This window comes from Kribbella sp. NPDC056861, from assembly GCF_040687575.1.
GTDB lineage: Bacteria > Actinomycetota > Actinomycetes > Propionibacteriales > Kribbellaceae > Kribbella.
Genome location: NZ_JBFBNQ010000006.1, coordinates 184,287 through 203,315, shown reverse-complemented (window position 1 = coordinate 203,315; position 19,029 = coordinate 184,287). Strand labels below are relative to the sequence as shown.

The 19,029-nt window shown below is 68.0% G+C and carries 16 protein-coding genes; 7 read left to right on the top strand and 9 right to left on the bottom strand.

Features of this window, described 5'->3' with window-relative positions; all coding sequences use genetic code 11:
• Positions 1–3 precede the first annotated feature (3 nt).
• Complete coding sequence (locus AB0P21_RS29135; RefSeq protein ID WP_363700421.1) at positions 4–414, top strand: hypothetical protein; 411 nt, start codon at positions 4–6, stop codon at positions 412–414.
• A 1,344-nt stretch (positions 415–1,758) separates the two neighbouring features.
• Here the strand turns inward: AB0P21_RS29135 and AB0P21_RS29130 are convergent.
• Positions 1,759–1,959, bottom strand: coding sequence for a hypothetical protein (locus AB0P21_RS29130; RefSeq protein WP_363700420.1), 201 nt, complete (start codon positions 1,957–1,959; stop codon positions 1,759–1,761).
• 264 nt (positions 1,960–2,223) lie between these two features.
• On the opposite strand from AB0P21_RS29130, the gene AB0P21_RS29125 reads away from it, so the two are divergent.
• Both AB0P21_RS29125 and AB0P21_RS29120 read left to right on the top strand, forming a co-directional pair.
• Positions 2,224–2,844 carry a response regulator transcription factor gene (locus AB0P21_RS29125; RefSeq protein WP_363700419.1) on the top strand — a complete coding sequence of 207 codons (621 nt, stop codon included), beginning with the start codon at positions 2,224–2,226 and terminating at the stop codon, positions 2,842–2,844.
• Between the two features lie 144 nt (positions 2,845–2,988).
• Entirely contained in the window at positions 2,989–3,378 is a 390-nt protein-coding gene (locus AB0P21_RS29120) for a VOC family protein (RefSeq protein ID WP_363700418.1), read from the top strand.
• A gap of 12 nt (positions 3,379–3,390) precedes the next feature.
• Here the strand turns inward: AB0P21_RS29120 and AB0P21_RS29115 are convergent, their stop codons facing one another.
• From AB0P21_RS29115 to AB0P21_RS29080, 8 genes are all read right to left on the bottom strand, one after another.
• Complete coding sequence (locus tag AB0P21_RS29115) at positions 3,391–4,641, bottom strand: CehA/McbA family metallohydrolase (RefSeq protein ID WP_363700417.1); 1,251 nt, start codon at positions 4,639–4,641, stop codon at positions 3,391–3,393.
• Positions 4,641–5,873, bottom strand: a complete 1,233-nt coding sequence (locus tag AB0P21_RS29110) for an ABC transporter ATP-binding protein (protein WP_363700416.1) — start codon at positions 5,871–5,873, stop codon at positions 4,641–4,643. The genes AB0P21_RS29115 and AB0P21_RS29110 overlap by 1 nt, the downstream gene beginning before the upstream one ends.
• Complete coding sequence (locus AB0P21_RS29105; RefSeq protein WP_363700414.1) at positions 5,873–6,694, bottom strand: carbohydrate ABC transporter permease; 822 nt, start codon at positions 6,692–6,694, stop codon at positions 5,873–5,875. The genes AB0P21_RS29110 and AB0P21_RS29105 overlap by 1 nt, the downstream gene beginning before the upstream one ends.
• Positions 6,691–7,725, bottom strand: coding sequence for a sugar ABC transporter permease (locus tag AB0P21_RS29100; RefSeq protein WP_363700413.1), 1,035 nt, complete (start codon positions 7,723–7,725; stop codon positions 6,691–6,693). Before AB0P21_RS29100 ends, AB0P21_RS29105 begins: the two co-directional genes overlap by 4 nt.
• Entirely contained in the window at positions 7,725–9,149 is a 1,425-nt protein-coding gene (locus tag AB0P21_RS29095) for an extracellular solute-binding protein (RefSeq protein ID WP_363700412.1), read from the bottom strand. Before AB0P21_RS29095 ends, AB0P21_RS29100 begins: the two co-directional genes overlap by 1 nt.
• A gap of 527 nt (positions 9,150–9,676) precedes the next feature.
• On the bottom strand, positions 9,677–10,423 hold the full coding sequence (locus AB0P21_RS29090; protein ID WP_363700411.1) for a ricin-type beta-trefoil lectin domain protein: 747 nt from the start codon (positions 10,421–10,423) through the stop codon (positions 9,677–9,679).
• Positions 10,424–10,877: 454 nt separating this feature from the next.
• A complete protein-coding gene (locus AB0P21_RS29085) occupies positions 10,878–11,426 on the bottom strand; it encodes a hypothetical protein (RefSeq protein WP_363700410.1) in 549 nt (182 codons plus the stop codon).
• 39 nt (positions 11,427–11,465) lie between these two features.
• Positions 11,466–13,772, bottom strand: a complete 2,307-nt coding sequence (locus AB0P21_RS29080) for a DEAD/DEAH box helicase (protein ID WP_363700409.1) — start codon at positions 13,770–13,772, stop codon at positions 11,466–11,468.
• 207 nt (positions 13,773–13,979) lie between these two features.
• On the opposite strand from AB0P21_RS29080, the gene AB0P21_RS29075 reads away from it, so the two are divergent.
• The 4 genes from AB0P21_RS29075 (at position 13,980) to AB0P21_RS29060 (ending at position 18,973) form a co-directional block, all read left to right on the top strand.
• Positions 13,980–14,309, top strand: a complete 330-nt coding sequence (locus AB0P21_RS29075; RefSeq protein WP_333486527.1) for an STAS domain-containing protein — start codon at positions 13,980–13,982, stop codon at positions 14,307–14,309.
• A gap of 236 nt (positions 14,310–14,545) precedes the next feature.
• On the top strand, positions 14,546–16,852 hold the full coding sequence (locus tag AB0P21_RS29070; protein ID WP_363700408.1) for a sodium-translocating pyrophosphatase: 2,307 nt from the start codon (positions 14,546–14,548) through the stop codon (positions 16,850–16,852).
• A gap of 356 nt (positions 16,853–17,208) precedes the next feature.
• Positions 17,209–18,207, top strand: coding sequence for an ATP-binding cassette domain-containing protein (locus AB0P21_RS29065; RefSeq protein ID WP_363700407.1), 999 nt, complete (start codon positions 17,209–17,211; stop codon positions 18,205–18,207).
• Position 18,208: 1 nt separating this feature from the next.
• Complete coding sequence (locus AB0P21_RS29060) at positions 18,209–18,973, top strand: ABC transporter permease (protein ID WP_363700406.1); 765 nt, start codon at positions 18,209–18,211, stop codon at positions 18,971–18,973.
• Positions 18,974–19,029: the final 56 nt, after the last annotated feature.

Sequence of the window (19,029 nt, the reverse complement as noted above, 5' to 3'; positions counted from 1 at the left end):
CAAGTGACGGATAACCCGCCCCACCTCCTGGTCATAGACGCAGCAAACGCCGTCGGCTCCCGCCCCGACGGCTGGTGGCGAGACCGCGCCGGCGCAGCCCGCCGCCTCCTCACCAAACTCGAAACCCTCCCACCCCTCCTGGACCACCCCACCGAAATAGCCGTAGTACTAGAAGGCGCCGCAAAAGCAGCAGTCACCAACGCCTCCGACCCCGCCTTCCCCAACCTCACCATCATCCTGGCCAAGGCCTCAGGCGACGACGCAATAGTCGACCACGTCACCACAACCTCCGCAGCAGCCCCCAACCGCCAAATCACCGTAGTAACCGCCGACCGCGCCCTCCGCACCCGCCTCACCTCTCTAGGCGCCCAAACCACCGGCCCAACCTGGCTCTGGACCCAACTACCTTCATAAACCCCACCCCACCACCTTGTGCGCCATAACCCCGCGCACCCCGCACCCGCGTACCGGCTCACGCCATAGCCCCGGGCACCCCGCACCCGCATACCGGCTCACGCCATAGCCTCGCGCACCACGCACCCGCGTACCGGCTCACGCCATAGACCCGCACACACCGCCACACCGCACGCCGACCCGCGCGGTACCGCCGCGCATATGTCGTCCCGCGCACCTGCTCACGCGATAGCGGCATGCACCTGATCGCCAACGTGATCAGCATGAGCTTAGAGACCTGTCATCCGCACGCCGGCCCCATGCGGTAGTGCCGCACACCTGGCACCCCGCGCACCAGCCCCATGCGCACCCGTTGCCCCGCACGCCAGTCCGCTCGGAACAACCAGCCAAGATCGGGCTCGCGCTCGGCGACTTCCATCTCGGCTCGACTACGCCGGAGGCAGCGCCTCTCTGCTCACCCACGGACCTGCCTGCTTGCCCGGCCGCTCGCTTGCTTTGATCTTCCGCTCGCCACCATGCCCGCATGCCCGCATGCCCGCTGGGCAGCTCGCCTGGTCCCGACCCAGCGCGCTCAGCCAGTCACCCATCCGTTCGCCTGCCCCTTCTCAGCTCGCCTGCCCGTTCGTCTGCCTGCCCGCCCGCGTACGCCCCGCTCCTCCGCCCGCGAGCAGCCACTCCGTCGCTCACTTACCCGCAAGCTCGTACGCGTGCTCGCTGGTCCGCTCGCCTGGTCCCGGCCAGCGCGCTCACCCGCTCGCCACCAGCTCACCGGCCTGCCCGCTTGACGGCCAGCTGGTCCGCTCGCCTGCGGCGCCTGCCACCCCGACCAGCGCGCGCCCGCTCACCCGCGGGTCAACTCGCCACCAGTTGCCTGCCGACCGGTCGGCGCGCTGGTCCGTTCGCCTGCCCCCATTGACGCGCCCACCCACCCGACCGCGCTCACCCACCCGCCCGCGTTGACCCGCTCGCCACTAACCCACCTGCCGCTCGCTCGTCTGCTCCCACCAACCGCTCACCCAGCCACCGCCGCGCGTACCAGCTCGCCAACAGCCCAACTGCTCTGCTCGCTCGCCACCGGCGCGCTCGTGTGCCCGCCCGCTTGCTCCTCACCAGCGCGCTCACCTACCCACCAGCGCGCTTACCCGCTCGACACCAGTCCGCTCGCTTGGCCTCCGGCTCGTCCCGCTCGCTTGCCCTGCTCAGCTGCCTGCTCCGCCTGCCGTCCCACCAGCGCGCGTCCGCTCCCACTGACGCGCTCTCCCACCCGCCCACGCTGACCCGCTCGCCACTGCCCAAAGTCGCCGGCGGCGATAGCCAGCAGGTACCGCGCCCGCAGGCGCGCACTCACCTGCTCGTCCACTTGCCCGGCCACCTGCCCCGTCCGCTCGCCGCATCCTCGGCTGTCCCGCTCTCCGCCAGCGTGCCGCCCAGCAGCGCGCTCACCCGCTTGCCACCAGCGTGCCCGCCCAGCCGCTTGCCACCAGCCAGCCCGCCGCCTGCCTGCCCGCTCGCTCGCTGGCTGGTCCGCACGTCTGCCCCGCTCACTCGTCTGCTCTGCCTGCCGCTCGCCATCGGCGCGCGCCCGCCACCCACCATGTCTGCATATCTGCAGGGTTCTTCTCGGGTTCGGCTGCGGTGCTTCGGGCGGGGTGGGGAACCGTCTGGTCGCGATCTGGTCGCAATCTGGTAGAGATGTGCTGTTGATGTGGACGGCGTGAGTTTCGCGCCTTCATGATCTGGAACCGATGTCTTGCCCATCTCCTCCCGGACGCACTTCCCTGGTGTCCGGACGGTCCCCCGGAGGCTCGTTTGCCCGACCGCATCCGGCTGCTCCTGGTCGATGACCAGATCCTCAGCCGAGGCGTGCTCAGAAGCGGTCTGGAACGCGAGCGGGATCTGGAGGTAGTTGCCGAGCTCAACCGCACCGATGACGTGGTTCGCGCCGCTAAACAGCACCGCGCCAATGTCGCGCTGGTCGATACCGCTGGGCCTGGCTACAACAGCTTGACTGTGACCACCGAGCTGCGGTCGTCCATGCCGGAGTGCCGGGTGGTCATGCTCACCACCTTTGGTCGGCCTGGTCACCTTCGTCGTGGGCTTGAGGCTGGTGCCAAAGGGTTCGCGCTCAAGGGCAGTCCGGCTCCGCAGCTCGCCGACGCGGTACGGCGGGTCCACCTTGGGCTGCGAGTTGTTGATGCCAATCTTGCTGCCGAGACTCTCCAGTACGCCGAGACTCCGCTCAACGACGGTGAGACGGAAACTCTCCGGGCCGCTCGCGACGGGGGCACGATCGCTCTGATGGCTCGCAACCTTCAAGTCTCCGAGCGCGTAGTCCGCACTCGGTTGTGGTCCGCTATCGGCAAGACTGGCGCGCGCACCCGAGCCGATGCCATTCAAATTGCCGACCGCAACGGGTGGCTCCTCGACTAATCTTCCCGACGGGGGCACCTGCAACGGCGTCACCCGCGTCACCCGCGTCATCCGGGTCATCCGGGTCATCCGGGTCATCCGGGTCATCCGGGTCAACGCAGACGGCAGCCACCGCGTCGCTACTTGAGTGGGAGGTCTCCTGCCATGGGCAGTAAGTTCACCGAGCTTGCGATCGACTGCGCTGATCCCCACGGGCTCACGCGGTTCTGGTGTGCCGTCCTCGACTACGAGGTACAGCAGGTGGACGACGACGGAGTGGTCACCATCGGCTCCCCGCTGGTCCCCGAAGGCAAAGGCCGTCGCGGGCCGGTGCCGCCGACGTTGACGTTCGCGCGGGTCCCCGAGGGCAAGGTCGTCAAGAACAGACCGCACCTCGATCTGAACCCCACCGACAGAGACCAAGCCGAAGAGGTCCGCCGCCTGGTCGACCTCGGCGCACGCCCTGCCGACGTCGGCCAAGGCGACGCGAGCTGGGTAACCCTCACTGATCCGGAAGGCAATGAGTTCTGCGTTCTCGCCACCCGTCATCCCTGACCAGTAAGGCGGTCAATTGGTGAGGGAGAGGATTCGGTTGTCGTGGGTGATCAGGAGCGTGCCGGTGGCAGTGGGGGCCGGGATCGTCTCGTACGGGGTGCGGATGGGGTGGCGGGTTCCGTCGGCAGTCACGAGCAGGGTGTTGGGGGCGTCGATGACGACTAGTTCGTTGTCGTTGTGGAGGACGACGGGGGCGTCGTAGCCGGCGGAGATGGCGGTGCGGCCGGCTGCTAATGCCTGCATGACGGCGGGGACCAGTTCGTCGGGGGATTCGGCGGCGGCGTCGATGGCTAGCCAGGTGGTGGGGATTCCGGGCGTCGCCAGGGAGGTGGGGTTGTGGTAGTCGCTGCCGCCGATGGGGGTGGTGGTGCCTTGGCCCCAGGCTTGCCACCAGGCGATGGGGCCGCCCCAGCGGTGGTCGAGCCAGGAGGAGTGCCAGACCTCGGCGAGGGGTGGGTGGTCGGGGAGTGGTTGGCGCCAGGCGCAGTCGCCGCTCAAGGGGTGGTTGATGGAGAGGAGGCCGCCGCGGCGGGCTACCTCCGTGACCCAGGTGGATGCCGGTTGGCGGAAGTCGATGACGCCGATCGGGCCGAAGGCGTTCGCGTGACCGGTGTCGGTGGTCACCTCTTGGCCGGGGATCAAGCCGATGCCGAACTGCCGGCCGAGGCCTGGGAGCTCCAGGTGGTGCGCTTCGGTGTTGTGGTCGGTGATGGCCATGACGTCGAGGCCCGCTGAGACGCCGAGGGCGGCCAGGTTGGCGATCGGCGTGGAGCCGTCGGAGTGGAGCGAGTGGGCGTGGAAGTCACCTGCTATCCAGCGGAGGCCGTCGGCGGCGGGGAGGATGCGGCGGGGAGGGCGAGCCGGTACGGCGACGGCGGCGGTCAGAGCGGCGTACTCGTCCAGGCCGGGGATCACCGGGACCGGGCCGGTGACCGCTTCGATGATCAGCTCTACGCCTTCGAGCGGTACGCGGTGCAACCCGATCACCACGAACCAGGTGCCGGCCTCCAGTTCGCCGGCGAGGTAGCCGGGGGTGGCGGCGGTCGGGGTGATGGCGAAGGACTGGCGTGCGCCGCCGGACCAGCCGCGCCAGCCCTCGGCGCCTTCGCAGCCGAGGTCGACGACGGCGCCCTCGACGTCGGGGACGGTCAAAGTGACCGACAAGCCGGGGCAGCCTGGTGGGATGTCGACCGGCAGGGAGTGCCAGACCGATTCGGCGCGGTCGTCGAGGGTCCAGCGCTGCCGGTACGTCGTGACTGCCATCAGCCGACGACCGAGGGTTGGCGGGCCAGCAGTTCGCCGGATTCCTTGTCGTAGAGCAGTACGCGGTTCTCGGTGGCAGTCAGTACGACGGGAGCGCCTGGGGCGGGCTCATCTTCCTCTGGCACGGTCACGCCGATCAGTACGCCGTCGCAGTCGACGCTGACCAGGGACATGGTGCCGAGGTTCTCGGCGACGACCACTGTGCCGCGGATCGACGGGCCGGACACGTCGCCGGTCGACAGGGTGAGGTACTCCGGACGGATTCCCACCGTCACCTCGGCGCCTGCCGGTACCGACATCGTTGCAGCAGGCAACGAGCCGCCGGCCAAGGAGACCACACCACCGGATGCGCCACCGAAACCATCCGCAGCCCCACCGGCCCCACCGCGCGCCGACCCGGCCGACCCGGCCGACCCGGCCGACACGGCCAACCCGGCGGACGCGGCGGACGCGGCGGACGCGGCGGACGCGGCGGACGCGGCAGACCCGGCCACCACCCCAGGCACCAGATTCATCGGAGTCGACCCAATGAAGTTGGCAACAAACGTATTGACCGGCCGAGCGAAAACCTCCCGCGGAGTACCAAGCTGCCGCAACTTGCCGGACTCCATCACCGCGATCCGGTCCGCCAACGCAAGCGCCTCGGCCTGATCATGAGTGACGAACACCGTAGTGATCCCCAAATCCCGCTGCAGCTTCTTCAAGAAGGTGCGAGCCTCCAACCGCAACCGCGCGTCCAGGTTGGACAGCGGCTCGTCGAGCAACAAGACCTTGCCCTCGGAAGCAATAGCGCGAGCCAGCGCGACTCGTTGCTGCTGGCCACCAGACAGTTGCCCCGGACGCCGTTCCAGCAACCCTTGCAGGGAAAGCTCCCCACCAGTCCGCTCGGCGACCTCAGCACGCGTCGACGCGGCAACACGGCGTACCTTCAAAGGGTAGGTGATGTTCTCCGAGACCGTCATGTGCGGGAACAACGCGTAGTCCTGGAAGACCATCGCGACACCGCGCTTGCCGGGCTCGAGCCGGGTCACGTCGGCCGAGTCGATCCGGACCGTCCCCTCGGTCGCGGGTTCCAGGCCGGCGATCGTGCGCAGCAGGGTCGTCTTGCCGCACCCGGACGGGCCGAGCAGCGCGAAGAACTCGCCGTCGGCCACGGTCAGGTCCAGACCGTCGACGGCGCGGACGCCGTTCGGGTAGACGGTCGCCAGACCCTCGATGTCGATACCGGCCATCAGCTCTTGATCCCTCCATGGAAGCGGAACCCGTACCGCGAGTTCACCAGCAGATACAGCACGACGACCGGAATCGAGAACAGCAGCGAGAAGACCGGGAGCACCTGGAGGTTGACGCTGCCACCCTCGTCGGTGAAGGTCTGCATCAGCACCGGACCGGGCTGCAGCTCGATCGACCGGATCAGCAGGAACGGCACCAGGAAGTTGCCCCACGAGTTCACGAACGCCCAGACCAGGATGGTCGCCAACCCCGGCCGGGCTACCGGCAGCACCACGTCACGCAGGATCTGCAGCGGCGAGGCGCCGAAGACGCGGGCCGATTCCTCGTACGACTTCGGTACCGCGTCGACGAAGTCCTTCAGGATGAAGATTGCTGCGGGCAACAACCCGCCGGTCATCACCAGCGCGACGCCGAACCGTGAGTCGATCAGCCCGAGCTGGAACATCATCACGAAGATCGGCACCATCGCGGCCGTTCCCGTGACCACCGAGGACAGCAGCAGAAGCCCGTACAGCAAGGCGTCCCGGCCCGGGATCCGGACCCGCGACAGCGCGTAGCTGGCCAGCGCCGCGAAGACGGTCACCGCCAGCGCCGTCGTACCGCAGATCACCAGCGAGTTCACCATCGAGTGCAGCGCGTACGGGTGCTCGAAGGTCTTGCGGACGTTGTCGAGGGTCCAGTCCGGCCAGTGCACACCGAGACCGGGCGACGAGTCGAACGGCGCCGAAGCGATCCACAGCATCGGTACTGCGAAGAACAACGTGATCACGCAGATCGCGACGTAGAAGCCGATCCGGCGTACTACGAAAGCCGGGGTCATGAGCGCCTCCGCAGCAGCCGTAGGTAGAGCAGCGCGACCAGCAGGTTCGCGAGCAGCAGCAGGAACGAGATCGCCGACGAGTAGCCGAGCTCACCGCCTTGCAGCGCGACGTTGTAGATGTAGACCGGCACGGTCTCGGACTCGTGGTTCGGGCCGCCCTTGGTGAGCAGGAACGGCGAGAAGTCGTTCGCGGTCCAGAGTGAGATCAGCAGCGTGTTGGTGAGCACGTGGCCGCGGATGTGCGGGAAGACGATGTCCCGCAGCGTCTGCCAGCCGGAGGCGCCGACCATCCGGGCCGACTCGAGTTGGGAGGGCGGGACGGCCTGCAGCGCTGACGAGTAGAGCATCATCGAGAACGCCGTACCGCGCCAGGTGTTGAACAGGATCAGGCAGACCATCGGGTACTCGATCAGCCAGGCGGTGCCTTGCGTGCCGAGGATGCTGTTCAGCGTGCCGGTGTCGCGGTCGAAGAACGCGATCCACAGGTAGGCGACCACCGTCGACGGGAGGATCCAGGCGAGGAGCACCAAGCCCTCGACGGTACGCCGTACCGCGGGGCGCGCGCGGCGCATCGTCCAGGCGAGGGCGAAGCCGAGGATGTTCTGCCCGACGATCGCCGAGCCGAGCACGAACAGCATGGTCAGCCAGAGCGCGTTGTGGAACAGGGCGTCGTTGAGAGCCTTGGTGTAGTTCTCCAGGCCGACGATCGACGGGGAGATCGCCTCGACACCGGTGAGCCGGTAGTTGGTGATACCGATGTAGATCGTCCAGACCGCCGGGAAGACCAGGAACGCCCCGATCAGCAGCAGAGCAGGCGCCACGAAGCCGAGCGCCCGCGCGGTGCCGAGCCCAGCAACATCCTGAGCCGGCCCCCGCACCCGCCCAAGCGGGCCACCCGGCTTGCCGGGACCGCCCGCGCCACCCCGCCCACCCGGCTTGCCGGGACCGCCGGCGCCACCCGGCCCTCGCGGATCGCCTGGCCCGGCAGGGCCTCCCGGGCCACCCGGCACGGGTTCGGTGATGGCACCCATCAGTTGCTGGTGACCTTGTCCTTGCTACCCGCCGCTGCCTCGACAGCAGTCTGGTAGCCCTTCGCCGCCGCATCCGTCGGCTTGCCACCGACCACATCAGCGGTCGCCTGCTGCAGCGCTGCCGAGATCTTCGGGTACTCCGCGATCCCCGGCCGGTACTGCGTCAGCGGCAGCACCTTGGTGGCGACGAAGTTCAGCATCGGGTCGCCGGCCAGGACCTCGGCGTTGACGTCCGAGCGCTGGGTGATCTTGGCGGCGCCGTTCAGGCCGGCCTTGACCATCTCGGCCGAGTTCATGAACTGCAGCAACTCCCACGCCTGCTGGGGAAACTTGGTGTTCGGGTTGATCGCGACCGCGCCGCCGCCGGACATCGAGACGAAGTCCTGGCCCTTGACGCCGGCGCCCGGCTTGCTGGCCGGGATCAGCGCGTAGCCGACCGCGGTGTCGCGGTCCGCCATCTTGGCGACGCCGGCCTTCGGCTCGACGACGCTGCGCCAGAAGTAGTCGCCCTCGAGCAGGATGCCGATCTTGTTGGCGGCGAACTCGGCGAACGACTTGTCCCGGCCCTTCGCCTCGCGCTGCAGGATCGGGTCGCCCAGACCGCTGCCGTAGATCGACTTGTAGAAGTCGAGCACCTGGCGGACCTGCGCGGTGTTGCCCTGCCACTTGCCGTCGGTGTTGATCCCCGTGCCGGTGCCGACCAGGAGCGGCAGAACACCTTGCATGGTGGTCGCCTCGCCCATCGCCGTACCGGCGTTGATCTGGATCGGCGTCACTCCGGAGAGCTTCTTCAGCGCCTGGCCGGCCGCGGTGATGTCGTCCCACGACTTGGGCTGCCAGTCGGCCGGCAGCCCGGCCTGCGCGAACAGCTTCTTGTTGAAGTAGAGCACCCGGCCGTCGGAGCCACCCGGTACGCCGTACCGCTTGCCGTCGAACATGCCGAGCTGCTGGACCGAGTCCGGGATCTGCTTCCAGCCGTCCCAGTCGTCCACCTTGCCGGCGTCGCCGACCGTGTCGGTGAGCAGCTTCAGGTAACCGGCCTGGGCGAACTCGCCGACCCAGATGCCGTCGATGTTGATCAGGTCCGGGCCGGACTTGTTCGACAGGCCGAGCGCGAGTTTCTGCTTGTAGACCTCGTCGTCGGAGCCGTCGCCCTGGAACTTCACCGTCACCTCGACGCCCTTGGCCTTCTGCGCCTCGACGAACTTCGGGATCAGCACGTTCTCGGTGAACTCCGCGCCGGCGCTGTTCTTGCCACCCTTCACGGAGTTGGCGCCGATCACCAGCTCGACCTGCTTGGCGTCGGCGTTGCGGCTCGCGTCCTGGTCGCCGCCGGAGTCCGACGAGCCGAGGCAGCCGGTCAGCAGCACGGCGGCGGCCGAGCCGAGTACGGCCAGCCGGAACAAGCGCGGGATACGTCGCATCAGGGGGCTCCTTGCGGGTCAGTGCAGCCAGTGCCGAATCACCTTGGCACCCGTCGGGAACTTTGTGAAGACTTTTGTACGGCGGAGCGGGAAACGTTGTTAATTTCCAACGTCAATCGTTGCTCTGGGCTACCACGCCGAAGCTCCGGGTGGGCGTCAAGTCCGCTGCAGGCGGGACGCATTGCGGAAAAGTTAAAGCTCGCTCGCGGTTGCGTTACAAAGAGTAGCTGGGTAGATACAGAACGTGAGATCGCGAGGTAGCGTCAGTGCCGATCGGACATCGGATGGAGGTGACATACACATGTTGCTCGGACTGCTTGATGGCCTGCTCGGCGGCCACTACTACTGGCATCACCACCACCACTGCTGGTGGTGACCACCCTCGATCGGGCAGCTCCGCTGACGCGCAAGCAGCGGATCGCCTCCCACTGAGAATCTGACCACCGCGGTTCATGAATCGAAAGGAAAGGGCCGGCCCCGACAGTGTCGGGGCCGGCCCTCCTCTGTGTGGCAGAGGATCCTGCTGGTTACTTCTGAGCCAGCTGCATCATCTGCTTGGGCAGCGTCGTCATCTGCGCCGGAACCGGGCTCTTGGCCTGGATCAGACTGAACAGGCTCGTCGCGGCGTTCGCGATCGGCAGCGGCAGGGCCAGGCCCAGCGATGCCAGCAGTGCGTTCACGAGTGCCAGTACCGCGCCGAGAATGTCCAGACCCGGCAGCGGCAGTGCGCTCCAGCCCTGGTACTTCGCCCCGCTGGCCGACTGGATCCCGGTCGGCTGCGCCTGCTTCTTCACACCCTTGCCGAGCAGCGAGCTGAGTGCCATTCCGTTCGCTGCGTTGACGAAGGACCCGGAGGTCTCGTCGTAGTTCCACTTCTGGCCGGCCCCGTCACGACAGGGCAGCACCAGGACCGGTGCGCCCTTCGGGGTCTTGACCAGGTCGGCCCCGGTGTCCAGGCAGGCTCCGGTCCGGGCAAGGGCGCCACCGACGCTCTTGCTCATCGCGACCTGCAGCTGGCCCTTGTCGGTCATGACCCATTCCTGGGTCTTGCCCTCCTTGCCGGGAGCGCAGGCCATCATCACCGCCATCGGGACCTTGTTGGACGTGACGAAGGTGAGGCAGTAGCGCGTGTCCGCGCGGTTCGCGATCTGCTTCACCACGCCCACCTGGACGCCCGGGGGATCGGCCGGTGCCGGTGCCGCCGCCTGAGCGGGGATCGCGGTGGCCAGGGCGACGCTGACGGCGAGGACTACCACGCCGGTGCGGCTGAACATTCTACGGATGATCAAGACAACCTCCAGAGGTCGTGCTGACTCGCGGCATCAGGTCGTCGGGACCCCGAGGCGTGAGCTGGCCGAACCGTTCCGGAACCGCTACAGGTCCCATTGCGCTGGGACGAGAGTGCGGGTCGATCCCCCGGTCGAGGAGGCGGTGTGGCCCGGAAGGCCGGCGGTCACTCAACGCGACGTTGACGCCACGACCAGTAGTGCACAGGTCCGCGGAGGGTGGCTATCGAGATCCGGGGGTACTTGATGCCAATGGCAACTAACTGCCAGCGTTCGATCGTTGCGCAGGGCATCGATATGCGGCTGCGCAGTGGCCGTGCCGCGGTCGAGTGGCGGCTGTGCCGGGATCGAGATACTACAACGGTTTTCGTTTCAGGGCACGTTCCATGACTGAGCCGGTTTCACCTTCCCGGGAAGGTGAAACCGGCTCAGTTGGAGTGCGTCAGCGCGCGTGCTTCGAATCGGTGCCGTCGGCAACAGTGTGCCGATCGGCGGCCAGCCGGTCACCTGCTGACAGGTCAACCGTCCGGCTGTCGCGGTCGTCGCCGACCGAGTCGCCGACCGAGGCACTGACGGGGTGGCCGGACGCGTCGACGGAGTCCGGGTCGGCTGCGTGCCGGCCGGCCGGCGCTCCGACGGTGTCGGCACCGTCGCCGACGGTCTCGCGGGTCGCCGGGGCGCCATGCGCATCGCCGCCTTCGTGGCCGCCGTGACCGTCACCGGTCTGGACGGGCTCGACCGCGGCGACCTTCTGCCGAAGCTGCCGAACCTCCTTGTGCCGGCGGTAGCCGCGGCTCATTCCCTTCTTCGTCAGCCACAGGCCGAGGGTGACCGCGATCCCGGCGGCGGCGCCGAGGAAGAACAGAGTAGGGACGGAGAGTCCGAAGTCGACGCCGAAGACCGACATGGTGGTCGAGTCCGCGGACGAGACCGAGACGCCCAGGCCGAAGAGGACGGCAAGGACGATCAACACGATTCCGAGAGCCAGCATGATCGCTGCCTTTCTTCCAGCAGCCTGGTGCTGGAGGTTTCAGGCCTCACTGCGAAGGAGTGCGGTAAGCAACGCGACTGCGCCGCCTTTGTCGAGCGGGTTGTTCCCGTTCCCGCATTTGGGTGACTGTACGCACGACGGGCAGCCGTCCACACACTCACAGTGTGCTATCGCTTCCCGTGTCGCGGTCAACCACTCGCGCGCCGCGGCGTACCCGTGTTCGGCGAAGCCCGCGCCGCCCGGATGTCCGTCGTACACGAAGACGGTGAGCCGGCCGGTGTCGGCGTGCTTGGCGGTGGAGACGCCGCCGATGTCCCACCGGTCGCAGGTGGCGAACAGCGGCAGCAGTCCGATCGACGCGTGCTCCGCCGCATGAGCCGCACCCGGTACGTCGTTGAGCCCGAGCTCCTCGACCACTGAGTCCGGCATCGTCCACCAGACCGCCTTGGTGCGCAGCGTGCGTTCGGGCAGATCCAGCGGTTGCTCGTCGAGCACGTCACCGGTGACGAGTTGCTTGCGCTGGAAGGAGATCACCTGGTTGGTCACCTGAACCCAGCCACGCGACAGCTCGGCCGCACCCCACTGGCGGGTCTGCTCGGTGGCCAGGATGCTGATCTCGGTGACGTCGCGCGCGAAGGTGGTGTAGTCCGGCGAGGCCGGCTCGACGATGGCCGCGTGGTTCTCCAGATCGAGGGTGCGGACCAGATACGACTCACCCGCGTGCACATAGACAGCCCCGGCATGCACGCTGGCATGGGCCGAGCCGCCGTCGACCGTGCCGAGCAGTCGCCCGGTCTGGTCCTCGACGATCTGCACTGTCTTGCCGCCGGCCGAGCGGATGTCGATCGCGTCGACGGCCCGGTCGCGCCGGGTCCAGAACCAGCCGTGCGGCCGCTCCCGGAGCAGCCCTTGTTTGACGAGCTGCTTGATGACGGTCTCGGTGGTCGCGCCGAAGATCTCGTAGTCGTCCGGTGTCAGCGGCAGCTCCTGGGCCGCGGCGCAGAGCTGCGGCCCGAGGACATACGGGTTCTCCGGGTTGAAGACCGTCGCCTCGACCGGCCGCCCGAAGATCGCCTGCGGGTGCCGGACCAGATAGGTGTCCAGCGGGTCGTCGCGGGCAACCAGCAGCGCCAGCGCATCGCCACCCGATCGCCCGGCGCGGCCGGCCTGCTGCCAGAGCGAGGCGCGGGTGCCCGGCCAGCCGGACAGTAGTACTGCATCGAGTCCGGCGATATCTATGCCGAGCTCCAGCGCGTTGGTCGCGGCCACTCCGGTCAGCTCGCCGCTCTGCAGCATGCCCTCGAGCCGCCGTCGCTCCTCCGGCAGATACCCGGCCCGGTACGCCGAGACCTGCTCGCTCAGCGACGGGTCGATCTCGGCCAGGTTTTCCCGGGCCGTCATCGCGACCGACTCGGCGCCGCGCCGAGACCTGACGAACGCCACTGTCCTGACCCCGGAGACGACCAGGTCGGTCAGCAGGTCGGCGACCTCGGCCGGGGCGGACCGGCGTACGGGGGCGCCGTTCTCGCCGCGCACGGAAGTAAGAGGTGGCTCCCACAGGCCGAAGGAGATGCCGCCCCGGGGTGAGCCGTCTTGAAGAACCTCCACCATCGGCAGCCCGGTGAGGCGCTCGCCGGAGACAGCCGGCTCCGCCACGGTCGCCGACGCGCAGACGAAGATCGGATGCGCCCCGTACTGCGCGCAGACGCGCCGCAGCCGCCGCAGTACTCCGGCAACATGTGCGCCGAACACGCCGCGGTAGTGATGACACTCGTCGACCACCACGTACTGCACCGAGCCCAGGAACTTGGCCCAGCGCTGGTGGTTCGGCAGCACCGATCGGTGCAGCATGTCCGGGTTGCTCAGGACATAGGTGGCGTGATCGCGGGCCCAGTCGCGCTCGGACCGCTCCGAGTCGCCGTCCAGGGTCATCGCGCGCAGCCCTGGCACCGTGTACGCCGAGACCGCCCGCAGCTGGTCGTGGGCCAGCGCCTTGGTGGGAGACAAGTACAGAACGGACGCCAGCCGTCGATGCGGTGACGCCGCGTGCGCGATGCTCAAGGTGGCGAAGGCCGGCAGCAGATAGCCCAGCGACTTGCCGGACGCGGTCCCGGTCGCGACCACCACATGCTTGCCCGCGTACGCCGCTTCGGCGGTGGCGACCTGGTGGCTCCAGGGCTTGCGGATCCCCACGTCTGCCAACTGACCGAGCACCTCGGCCGGCACCCACTTCGGCCAATCACTCGTTTGACCCAGTCGGGGCGGCACCGACTCGACGTGGGTCAGCCGCTCGGCGCGGCCCGGTCCCGCGGCGAGCTGCTTCAGAATCTCGGCTGCCCCACTCACGGGGCCGACCTTAGTCAAGCCCACGGACAGATCGTGATCCGAGAGTGCACGCGCGGATGCGCAACGCGTGTGCAAATGCGGATGCACACGTCACTTTGGACGGCCGACTCGACGCGGGATGCACCGAAATGAAAGAGTTTTCGCTCACGGCCCCTCTCACGGTCCGTACATGGTTGAATGCAACAGTTCACGGGATCGGAGGCCGAAGTGGATCTGTCGCTGACGACGCGCACAGAGGGTGGGCGCACCGTCGTCGAGGTGGGTGGGGAGATCGACGTCTACACCGCGCCGAAGCTCCGCGAAACCATCGTCACACTGGTCGACGGGGGTCACTACGACCTGGTCGTCGACCTGGAAAGAGTGGAGTTCCTGGACTCCACCGGCCTCGGCGTGCTGGTCGGCGGGCTGAAACGGGTGCGGACCCACGACGGCTCACTGTCGCTGGTCTGTACCCAGGAGCGGTTGCTCAAGATCTTCCGGATCACCGGCCTGACCAAGGTGTTCGAGATCCATCCGGACGTCGCCTCGGCCATCTGAGGCGAGCCGGACCCGATCGCGGGCAAGCCGAAAAGGTGTCTCCGCGATCACCGAGGGTGAACTGCTTTCCGTCCGCACCGGGTATGGCGTAGACCACCCTGTCGGCAGGTCTGGTCGTTTACCCGTTAGAGTGACCCACCGCGCCAGGCCTATGGCGCTTTTGTCGTAATTCTCAACCCAACGGCCACGGCAGTACGGGAGCCGTCAGTCCTGAGGGTTGCCTACAAGGAGGACGGATGTCCCGGCTGCTTGCTGTACAAGCGGTGGATCTCTCGTCGAGCAACACCACGCTGGTCATCGTCGTCGGAGTGATCGCGATCTTCGCGGTCGCGATCGCGATGGTGTTCCGCCGCCAGGTGCTTGCCGCCGATGAGGGCACCGAGAACATGAAGACGATCGCGTTGGCGGTGCAGGAGGGCGCTTCAGCCTATCTGTCCCGGCAGTTCAAGACGCTGTCGATCTTCGCCGTGGTCGCGTTCCTGCTGCTGTTCCTGTTGCCTGTGCACAGTGACGGCGGCGGCGAGACCACGCTGAAGATCTTCCGGTCGGTCTTCTTCCTGGTCGGTGCGGGCTTCTCGGCCGCCATCGGCTACCTGGGCATGTGGCTCGCGACCCGGGCCAACGTCCGCGTCGCCGCGGCCGCCCGGTCCGAAGGCCGCGAGCCCGCCATGCGGGTCGCGTTCCGGACCGGTGGCACCGTGGGTATGGCGACGGTGGGCCTCGGCCTGTTCGGCGCCGCCCTGGTGGTGCTGCTGTTCAAGGGTGACGCCCCGACGGTGCTCGAGGGCTTCGGCTTCGGCGCCGCCATGCTGGCCATGTTCATGCGGGTCGGCGGTGGCATCTTCACCAAGGCCGCCGACGTCGGCGCGGACCTGGTCGGCAAGGTCGAGCAGAACATCCCCGAGGACGACCCCCGCAACGCCGCGACGATCGCCGACAACGTGGGCGACAACGTCGGTGACTGTGCCGGTATGGCTGCCGACCTGTTCGAGTCGTACGCCGTGATGCTGGTCGCCTCGCTGATCCTGGGCAAGGCCGCCTTCGGCGAGCAGGGCCTGATCTTCCCGCTGATCGTGCCGGCCATCGGCGCGGTCACCGCGGTTATCGGCGTCTTCCTGACCAAGCCGCGGGCCGGCGAGAACGGTCTGCGGACGATCAACCGGGCGTTCTACATCTCGGCGGCGATCTCGGCCATCCTGTGCGCGGTGGCGGCGTTCGCCTACCTGCCGAGCAAGTTCGGCGACCTGACCGGCGCGACCGAGAAGATCGCCGCGCAGGACGGTGACCCCCGGGTGATCGCCACCGTCTCGGTGATCATCGGCATCGTGCTGGCCGCCATCATCCTGGCGCTGACCGGCTACTTCACCGGTACCGAGGACAAGCCGGTGCAGGACGTCGGCCGGACCTCGCTGACCGGCGCCGCGACCGTGATCCTGTCGGGCATCTCGGTCGGCTTCGAGTCGGCCGTCTACACCGCGCTGGTGATCGCCGCCGCTGTCTACGGCGCCTTCCTGGTCGGCGGTTCCGGTGTGCTCGCGCTGTTCGCGATCGCGCTGGCCGGTGGCGGTCTGCTGACCACCGTCGGCGTCATCGTCGCGATGGACACCTTCGGTCCGGTCTCCGACAACGCGCAGGGCATCGCCGAGATGTCCGGTGACGTGGACGGCGAAGCGGCCCAGATCCTGACCGAGCTGGACGCCGTCGGCAACACCACCAAGGCGATCACCAAGGGCATCGCGATCGCCACCGCCGTACTGGCGGCGACCGCGCTGTTCGGCTCCTACACGGACTCGATCTACGCGGTGCTGAACGACGCCGGCGACGCCGCGTTCAACACCAACGCGCTGGTCTTCGACCCGTCCACGCTGGTCGGCCTGATCATCGGCGCGGCAGTCGTGTTCATGTTCTCCGGACTGCTCATCAACGCCGTCGGCCGCGCCGCCGGCGCGGTGGTCTACGAGGTTCGTCGCCAGTTCCGCGACATCCCCGGGATCATGGAAGGCACCGGCAAGCCGGAGTACGGCAAGGTCGTCGACATCTGCACCCGCGACTCGCTGCGTGAGCTGGCCACCCCTGGTCTGCTCGCGATCGCGGCCCCGATCGCGGTCGGCTTCGGTCTCGGCGCCTCGGCGCTGGCCGGCTACCTGGCCGGCGCGATCGCCAGCGGCACCCTGATGGCCGTCTTCCTGGCCAACTCCGGTGGCGCCTGGGACAACGCGAAGAAGCTGGTCGAGGACGGCAACCACGGCGGCAAGGGTTCGCCGGCACACGAGGCCACCATCATCGGTGACACCGTGGGCGACCCGTTCAAGGACACCGCCGGCCCGGCCATCAACCCGCTGATCAAGGTGATGAACCTGGTCTCGGTGCTGATCGCGCCGGCCGTCGTCGGGATGTCGTCGATCGGTGAGGACACCAACACCGGCCTGCGGATCGCCATCGCGCTGGTCGCGCTGGTGATCATCATCGCGGCGGTCGTCGTGTCGAAGCGCCGGGAGTCGGTCATCTCCGACACCCCGGCCCCGGCCAACATCGCTGCCTGATCGTCTGACGCAGTACGCCGAAAGGCCCGCTGGAGTTCGTCTCCGGCGGGCCTTTCCGCTTTTCCGAAATGAACCATCAGCTGAAAGTCACCTCCGTTTCCGGCCGGGGCGATCCGTTCGGCCGACCAGCGTCGACTTTGGTCGGATGCGCGGGCGGCCGGAGTACGCGATGGTCGGGGGTAGGTCAGGGCGTTAACCGATGGCAACCCCGGCAGGGTGGACGGCAGAATCCACCTAAGGGGGGACACACCGGGTCCGCCCGGGGTTCGATGTATTGACCCAGCCAGACCTCGATACTGATACGAGCACAGCCCGCCCATGAATTCACTGGCGCGCCACCGAACGAGGAGTACGGGATGATCGAGGCAAAAGGCCTCACCAAGCGTTACGGCCATACCGTTGCCGTTGACAACCTTTCTTTCGAGGTAAAACCCGGCAAGGTGACCGGCTTCCTCGGTCCGAACGGGGCCGGCAAGTCGACCACCATGCGGATGATCCTGGGCCTGGACACCCCAACCTCCGGTGACGTCCGGATCGACGGCCAGCACTACCGCGACCTGCGGCAGCCGCTGACCAAGATCGGCGCGCTGCTGGATGCCAAGTGGGTGCACCCGAACCGGTCCGCCCGGGCCCACCTGGCCTGGATGGCCGCGTCGAACAAGCTGCCCAAGTCGAGTGTCGACAAGGCGCTCGAGATGGTCGGTCTGACCGCGGTCGCGAACAAGCGGGCCGGCGCGTTCTCGCTGGGCATGTCGCAGCGGCTCGGTATCGCGGGCGCCCTGCTGGGCGACCCCGAGATCCTGCTCTTCGACGAGCCGGTGAACGGTCTCGACCCCGAGGGCATCGTCTGGATCCGGACCTTCATGCACCGGCTGGCCGACGAGGGCCGGACCGTACTGGTCTCCAGCCACCTGCTGTCCGAGATGGCGCTGACCGCCGAGGAACTGGTCGTCATCGGCCGCGGCAAGCTGATCTCGCAGAGCACCACGACCGAGTTCGTCGACCGCGCCAGCGGCACCACGATCAAGGTCCGCACCCCGCAGCTCGACCTGCTGCAGAACGTTCTGCAGCAGCAGAGCCTGAAGACCCGGATCGAGGACAGCGACGAGGGCAAGGCGCTGATCGTCGAGGGCGACGTCACCACCGACGTGATCGGTGAGACCGCCGCGGCCCAGGGCATCGTGCTGCACGAGCTGTCGCTGAAGCGCGGCTCGCTGGAGGCCGCCTTCATGCAGATGACCGGCCACTCGGTCGAGTACCACGCCACAGACGCAACGGGCGAGGTCGTGGACCCGAGCCTGGTTCCGCCGGTCTCCGGCGCCGAGGTGGCCGCTGGGCCGAAGGAGGACAACTGACATGTCGGTCATTCAGGTAGAGCGGATCAAGCTCTTCACCACCCGGTCCCCGTGGTGGTGCATGATCGTCGCCGCGGTGCTGACGATCGGCCTCGCGGCCCTCACCACCGGTTTCCTCAAGGGTGACGACGAGCTGCAGGCGTCGATCTTCATCACCCAGCCCGGCGCCCAGCTCAGCCAGATGGTGATGATGGTGATGGCCGCGCTGGCCGTCACCACCGAGTACCGGTTCGGCACGTTGCGGACCAGCTTCCTGGCCGTCCCGCAGCGCAGCGCGCTGCTGCTCGGCAAGACCTTCGTGGTCGCCTTCCTGGCCGGCGTCGTCGGCCTGGTCGCCTCGTTCGGCGCTTGGGGCATCGGCTCGCTGTTCGCCAGCACGGCCGACCTGGCCATCGACACCGGCGCCGAGTGGCGGCTGCTGGCCGGTCAGGGCCTGGTCTTCGCCCTGTCCGCCGTGATCGCGATCGCGATCGGCATCCTGATCCGGCAGAGCGCGGGCGCGATCGCGATCGCGATCCTGTGGCCGCTGGTGGTCGAGAACCTGTTCGGCCTGATCCCGAAGGTCGGCGACGAGATGGCCAAGTACGCGCCGTTCGCGAATGCCAGCTCCTTCCTGAACCAGGGCCAGGACTTCGGCATCGCCGGCGAGAACGCGGGCGGCAGCAACTACGCCTTCGGCCCGTGGGGCGCGCTGCTGTACTTCGCCGCCTGGGCCGCGGTGCTGCTGGGCATCGCGCTGTTCTCCGCGAACAAGCGCGACGCCTGACGATGAGACGGCCGCCGGGTGGCTAGGCGGTGCGAGGCCCGGCCGGGCTGAGGGGT

Coding starts and splice junctions, on each gene's coding strand:
- AB0P21_RS29100 (WP_363700413.1), bottom strand. CDS start 7,725: ATGGGTGCCATCACCGAACCCGTGCCGGGTGGCCCGGGAGGCCCTGCC.
- AB0P21_RS29070 (WP_363700408.1), top strand. CDS start 14,546: ATGTCCCGGCTGCTTGCTGTACAAGCGGTGGATCTCTCGTCGAGCAAC.
- AB0P21_RS29110 (WP_363700416.1), bottom strand. CDS start 5,873: ATGGCCGGTATCGACATCGAGGGTCTGGCGACCGTCTACCCGAACGGC.
- AB0P21_RS29090 (WP_363700411.1), bottom strand. CDS start 10,423: ATGTTCAGCCGCACCGGCGTGGTAGTCCTCGCCGTCAGCGTCGCCCTG.
- AB0P21_RS29115 (WP_363700417.1), bottom strand. CDS start 4,641: ATGGCAGTCACGACGTACCGGCAGCGCTGGACCCTCGACGACCGCGCC.
- AB0P21_RS29065 (WP_363700407.1), top strand. CDS start 17,209: ATGATCGAGGCAAAAGGCCTCACCAAGCGTTACGGCCATACCGTTGCC.
- AB0P21_RS29095 (WP_363700412.1), bottom strand. CDS start 9,149: ATGCGACGTATCCCGCGCTTGTTCCGGCTGGCCGTACTCGGCTCGGCC.
- AB0P21_RS29105 (WP_363700414.1), bottom strand. CDS start 6,694: ATGACCCCGGCTTTCGTAGTACGCCGGATCGGCTTCTACGTCGCGATC.
- AB0P21_RS29085 (WP_363700410.1), bottom strand. CDS start 11,426: ATGCTGGCTCTCGGAATCGTGTTGATCGTCCTTGCCGTCCTCTTCGGC.
- AB0P21_RS29060 (WP_363700406.1), top strand. CDS start 18,209: ATGTCGGTCATTCAGGTAGAGCGGATCAAGCTCTTCACCACCCGGTCC.
- AB0P21_RS29120 (WP_363700418.1), top strand. CDS start 2,989: ATGGGCAGTAAGTTCACCGAGCTTGCGATCGACTGCGCTGATCCCCAC.